Origin of the sequence: Brevundimonas sp., from assembly GCF_031082345.1 — a bacterium.
Taxonomy (GTDB): domain Bacteria; phylum Pseudomonadota; class Alphaproteobacteria; order Caulobacterales; family Caulobacteraceae; genus Brevundimonas.
In genome coordinates this window covers 1-4,561 of sequence record NZ_JAVHLH010000226.1, presented here as the reverse complement: position 1 = coordinate 4,561, position 4,561 = coordinate 1, and the positions used below count along the sequence as shown (strand labels likewise).

Annotated in this window: 4 protein-coding genes; all 4 read left to right on the top strand. The window is 72.3% G+C overall.

The window, feature by feature from the left end; all coding sequences use genetic code 11:
* A partial coding sequence (locus RDU12_RS12725) for a tetratricopeptide repeat protein (RefSeq protein WP_308684934.1) occupies nt 1-1,765 on the top strand: 1,765 nt, incomplete at its 5' end.
* Nucleotides 1,766-1,768: 3 nt separating this feature from the next.
* The gene (locus RDU12_RS12720) at nt 1,769-2,635 is read left to right on the top strand and encodes a 4-(cytidine 5'-diphospho)-2-C-methyl-D-erythritol kinase (protein ID WP_308684932.1); all 867 of its coding nucleotides are present in this window, start codon (nt 1,769-1,771) and stop codon (nt 2,633-2,635) included.
* A gap of 215 nt (nt 2,636-2,850) precedes the next feature.
* Nucleotides 2,851-3,465, top strand: a complete 615-nt coding sequence (locus tag RDU12_RS12715) for a fasciclin domain-containing protein (protein ID WP_300289998.1) — start codon at nt 2,851-2,853, stop codon at nt 3,463-3,465.
* A 104-nt stretch (nt 3,466-3,569) separates the two neighbouring features.
* Nucleotides 3,570-4,493 carry a hypothetical protein gene (locus RDU12_RS12710; protein ID WP_300289996.1) on the top strand — a complete coding sequence of 308 codons (924 nt, stop codon included), beginning with the start codon at nt 3,570-3,572 and terminating at the stop codon, nt 4,491-4,493.
* The last annotated feature ends 68 nt before the right edge of the window (nt 4,494-4,561 follow it).

The following is a 4,561-nucleotide window of genomic DNA, read 5'->3' as shown; positions in this document are numbered from 1 at the left end:
AGGGGCGGCCGCTCGGAGGCCGCCCCTGTCCGCCGAACCGGCGCCCGACGGCGCGCCGGCGATCATTGTCGAGCCGGACGAGGACGCCGGGACGGGTCCCGTCGCCGGGCCGGTCGAACCGGCCGTCCCGCCCATCCCGGAGGTCTGGTCGCCCGCGCCCTTCACCGCCGACGGCCAGTCCGCCTATGGCCTCTACCTGTCCGGCCGCGTCGCCAGCCTCAGGGGCCAGCAGGCCGCCGGCGCCGAACTGTTGGCCCGCAGCCAGTCCCTGACGCCCGAACAGCCGCAGCTGGGCGGCGAGGCCTTTCTCGCCAGCCTGTTCTCCGGCGATCTCGACGCCGTGGTGCGGTTGGCGCCCTTCGTCTCGGACACCCCCCTGTTCGCCGGCGCCGGGCGCCTGGCCCGGGTGGTTCAGTCCCTGCGCGACGGCGATGGTGCGACGGCCCTGACCCTGTTGCGGGCCGAGCCGTTCCCCGATCCCTACGGCCCGGTGTCGACCTATCTGCTGCCATCGGTCGCCGCCGCCGGGGGGGACTTGGACGCCGCCCTTCGTCCGGTCGAGGTCGCCACGACCGAGACGGCCGGCCTCGTCCTGCGCGACCAGCGCGCCCAGCTTCTCGAGAGCCGCCGCCGGTTCGACGAGGCCGAGGCCGAATACAAGGCGTTGCTGGCGGTCCCCGACGGCGCCCGCCTGTTCCGCGTCCACTACGGCGCCTTCCTCGAGCGGCAGGGTCGCCGCGACGAGGCGCTGGACGTCTATGCGGCGGCGCTGGCCGGGGACGGGCCGGATCCGCGCGCCCTCGCCGCCGGTCGGCGCATGAGCACCGGCGGGCGGGCCCCCGCCGCACCGACCATGCCCCAGATCGCCTCCGACGCCCTGGCCTTCGCGGCCATGGAAACCAGCCAGGTCGACATCCACCAGCTGTCGGCCATCTACCTGCATTTCGCCGCGGCGCTGCACCCGGACGACACCATCCTCCTGCGGCTGGCCGAAAGCCTCGACGAGTCGCACGAGGACACGGCCGCGCGCGCCGCCTTCGCCCGGGTCGGCCCCGCCAATCCGATCATCTACGCCGGCGCCCAGCTGCGCCTCGGCGTCAGCCTCGCCGAAGCGGAACGCCACGACGAGGCGCTCGACGCCTTTCTCCGCGCCGACGCCGCCGCCCCTGATCAGGTCGCCGTCTCGCGCATGCTGGCCGGCCAGTATTTCAATCTCGAACGCTACGAGGAGGCGTTGGCGGTGCTCAACCGCCCGACCGTGAACACGGCCGGGCAGTCCGTCGATATCCGTTTCGACCGCGGCCGCACCCTGGAGCGGCTGGGCCGGATCGAGGAGGCGGAGGCCGAACTCTGGGCCGCCCTGCAGATGGCGCCGGACGACCCGGAGCTGCTGAACCACCTCGGATACGTCTGGGTCGACAGCGGTCGCCGGGTTGAGCAGGGGGCCGAGATGATCGCCCGCGCCTTCGCCGCCGACCCGCGCAACGGCACTGTCCAGGACTCGCTCGGCTGGGCCCAGTACCGGCGCGGCCAGTACGAGACGGCCGTCGAGACGCTCGAGGCGGCCGTGGCCAAACAGCCCGCCAACGCCGAGATCAACGACCACCTCGGCGACGCCTACTGGCGGGTCGGCCGTATCCGCGAGGCCGGCTGGCAGTGGAACCGGGTCCTGACCCTCGAGCCCGAACCCGAACGCCGCGCCGAGGTCGAGCAGAAGCTGGCCGCCGGATTGCCGGGTCCGCCGACGACCGGCAGCCAGCCCTGAGGCATGGAGACGCGCACGGCCCTCGCCCCGGCCAAGGTCAACCTGTTCCTCCACGTCGGCCCGGTCGACGCCGCCGGCTTTCACCCGCTGGCCAGCCTCGTCGCCTTCGCTGACGTCGGCGACCGGATCACGGTCGCGCCCTCTGAGCGGCTGTCCCTGACGATCGAGGGGCTGTTCGCGGCGGAATTGGCCGGGCCCGGCGACAACCTGATCCTGCGGGCCCTGCGCGCCCTCGGCGAAGCGGCCGGGATCGGCGAACCGCCGCTGGCCGTGACCCTCGACAAGCGCCTGCCGATCGCGGCCGGGCTGGGCGGCGGATCCTCCGACGCCGGGGCGGCGCTGAAGCTGGCCCGCGACATCCTCGCCCTCGATCTGACCGACGACGCCCTCGCCGATATCGCCGCGACCATCGGCGCCGACGGCCCCATGTGCCTGTACGCCCGCACCGCCTGGGCCGAGGGCAGGGGAGAGCGGCTGACGCCCGAGCCGCGCCTGCCGTCGCTGCCCGCCCTGCTGATCAATCCCGGCGTCGCCTCTCCGACCGGCGAGGTCTACCGCGCCTATGACGTCGGCCCGCCCGCCGCCGCGGATCGCCCCACGCCGCCTCCGGCCTGGGACGTCGCCACGGTGGTCGACTGGCTCGCCGCCCAACGCAACGACCTGCAGGACGCCGCCGTCGCCCGCGCGCCCGCCATCGGCGAGGCCCTCGCCGCCGCCGCGGCGCTTCCGGACGCCCGTCTGGTGCGGATGTCGGGGTCCGGCGCCACGGTCTTCGCCCTGTTCGAAACCGCCGCCGCCGCCCTCTCGGCGGCCCGGCTCATGGCGACAAATCGTCCCCGATGGTGGATCACGACCACGAATCTGGGTTAGTTACCGGCACGCCAAGCTTTATGGCGGCATATCGTCGGTATTGTGCAGTCATCCCCAAATCGCCTTGAGATGACCTTGAGGTGCGGGATGTTTCGCCGCAACCCGGCGCCCATATGGAACTCAGAGGGACGTCACGGTTTAATCCCGGCGGCTTTCGTCATCACGACCGCCGCCTGATTGGCAGTGCGGTCTCTTGAAGAACAAAGGGGATACTCATGCTTCATACAAAACTTCTCACTGCCGTCGCCGCTACGGCTCTGCTGGCGGCCCCCGCCGCCATCGCCCAGACCACGCCGGCCCACATCGAGCAGGCCGCCGCTCCGGCCCTGCCGCCGGCCTCCTCGGAGAATGTGATCGAGGTGCTGAAGATGCACGGCCGGTTCTCGACCCTGCTGCAGGCGCTCGACCAGGCCCAGCTGACCGAGACTCTGGCCACCCGTGACCGCATCACCATTTTCGCCCCGACCGACGAGGTCTTCGCGGCCCTGCCCGAGGGCGAGCGCGCCCGCCTGCTGAATCCGGCCAACGCCCAGGAGCTTCGCAACCTGATGCTCTACCATGTGCTGGTCGCCGACCTGACGCCCGAGCAGATCCAGGGCGCGCGCGGCCCGATCGCCACCGCCGGCGGCATCGAGGTCACCATCGACGGCACCGGCGACGCCATCGTCGTCGCTGACGCCACCGTTTCGGAACCGGCGATCGATGCGGCCAACGGCGGCATCTATGTCATCGACAAGCTCCTCAACCCGAACGCCGCCGTCCAGGGCGACGCCGAGGCGGAGACGCCCCCGCCGCCCCCGACCTCGGCGGTCGAAGACGACGCGAACTGATCGCTTTGAGGCGCTGAACAACAAGGGCGGCGGGCTCCGGTCCGCCGCCTTTTTCATGGGCTCGCCTTAACGGTCGGCCAACCGGTGTTGTGTACGGTTGCGGCATGGACACCCTGACCCCCGCTCACATCGCCGCCTTCGAGGCCGTGCTGGCCCGGGTCTCGCCCGACGACCGGGCCCGCCTCCACGCGCTCAAGGACGCCGCCGCCGACGCGGCCGCCGCCTCCGCCCCGCACTGGGATTTCGACCAGCCCGGCCATCGCGCCGAGGAAGCCCTGCGCGCCGCCTTTGGAGAGGCCCTGACCGACGACCACCGCCGCGCCCTCGTGGCGATCTGGGCGCTGGAGATGCCGGCCCGCGTCCCCGCCGCCGACCTGCCGCCGGCGGTGATGGAACTCTATCCGGAATGGATCGGCCGCCTCGCCGACTTCCTCACCGCCGCCCCCGACCCCTACGACCGCGACTTCTGGGCCAAGGACGTGCGCATCTCGCTGGTCCTCAGCGTCCCCGGCGCCCGCACCCAGATGATCGACCTCAGCTCGCCCATGGGCCCCGGCCAGGTGCTGCGCCACGCCCGCGAGGGCTGGGGCTGGTCGGTGATCCCGGCCTACGCCGCCGCCCAGGCGTGGAAGCCGTGGCTGGAGGTCCATACCGAGAGCCGCGAACTGTCCGATTTCAACGAGGCCGGCTGGGACCGCGCCTGGGCCACGGCGGCCGAAATCCTCAAGCGCCGCCCCGAGATGGCCGGCATGCTCGGCTCGTCGTGGTTCTACGATCCGCCGCTGGAGCAGATCAGCCCGCGCCTCGCCTATCTGCGTCTCAACCCGCTGAAGCACGGCGCCTTCATGATCCACCAGGGCCCCGGCGACATCCACACCCAGCGCGCCGCCACCAGCTCCCCGACCCGCGCCGCCCTGATCGAGAAGGGCGAGTACACGGCCCGCTCGTGGATCGTCGCCTGGCCGCGCGCGGCGCTGATCAGATGGGCCGACGGGCGCAAGGCGCAGGGGATGAGCGAAGCGGCGTAACGCCCTCTATTGATTTCGTCATCCCGGACAAGCCGCGCAGCGGCGCGATCCGGGACCCAGCGGCGCGC

What these genes read in the sequence shown, in the direction of transcription:
- RDU12_RS12715 (WP_300289998.1), top strand. Translation starts at nt 2,851, where the DNA reads ATGCTTCATACAAAACTTCTCACTGCCGTCGCCGCTACGGCTCTGCTG.
- RDU12_RS12720 (WP_308684932.1), top strand. Translation starts at nt 1,769, where the DNA reads ATGGAGACGCGCACGGCCCTCGCCCCGGCCAAGGTCAACCTGTTCCTC.
- RDU12_RS12710 (WP_300289996.1), top strand. Translation starts at nt 3,570, where the DNA reads ATGGACACCCTGACCCCCGCTCACATCGCCGCCTTCGAGGCCGTGCTG.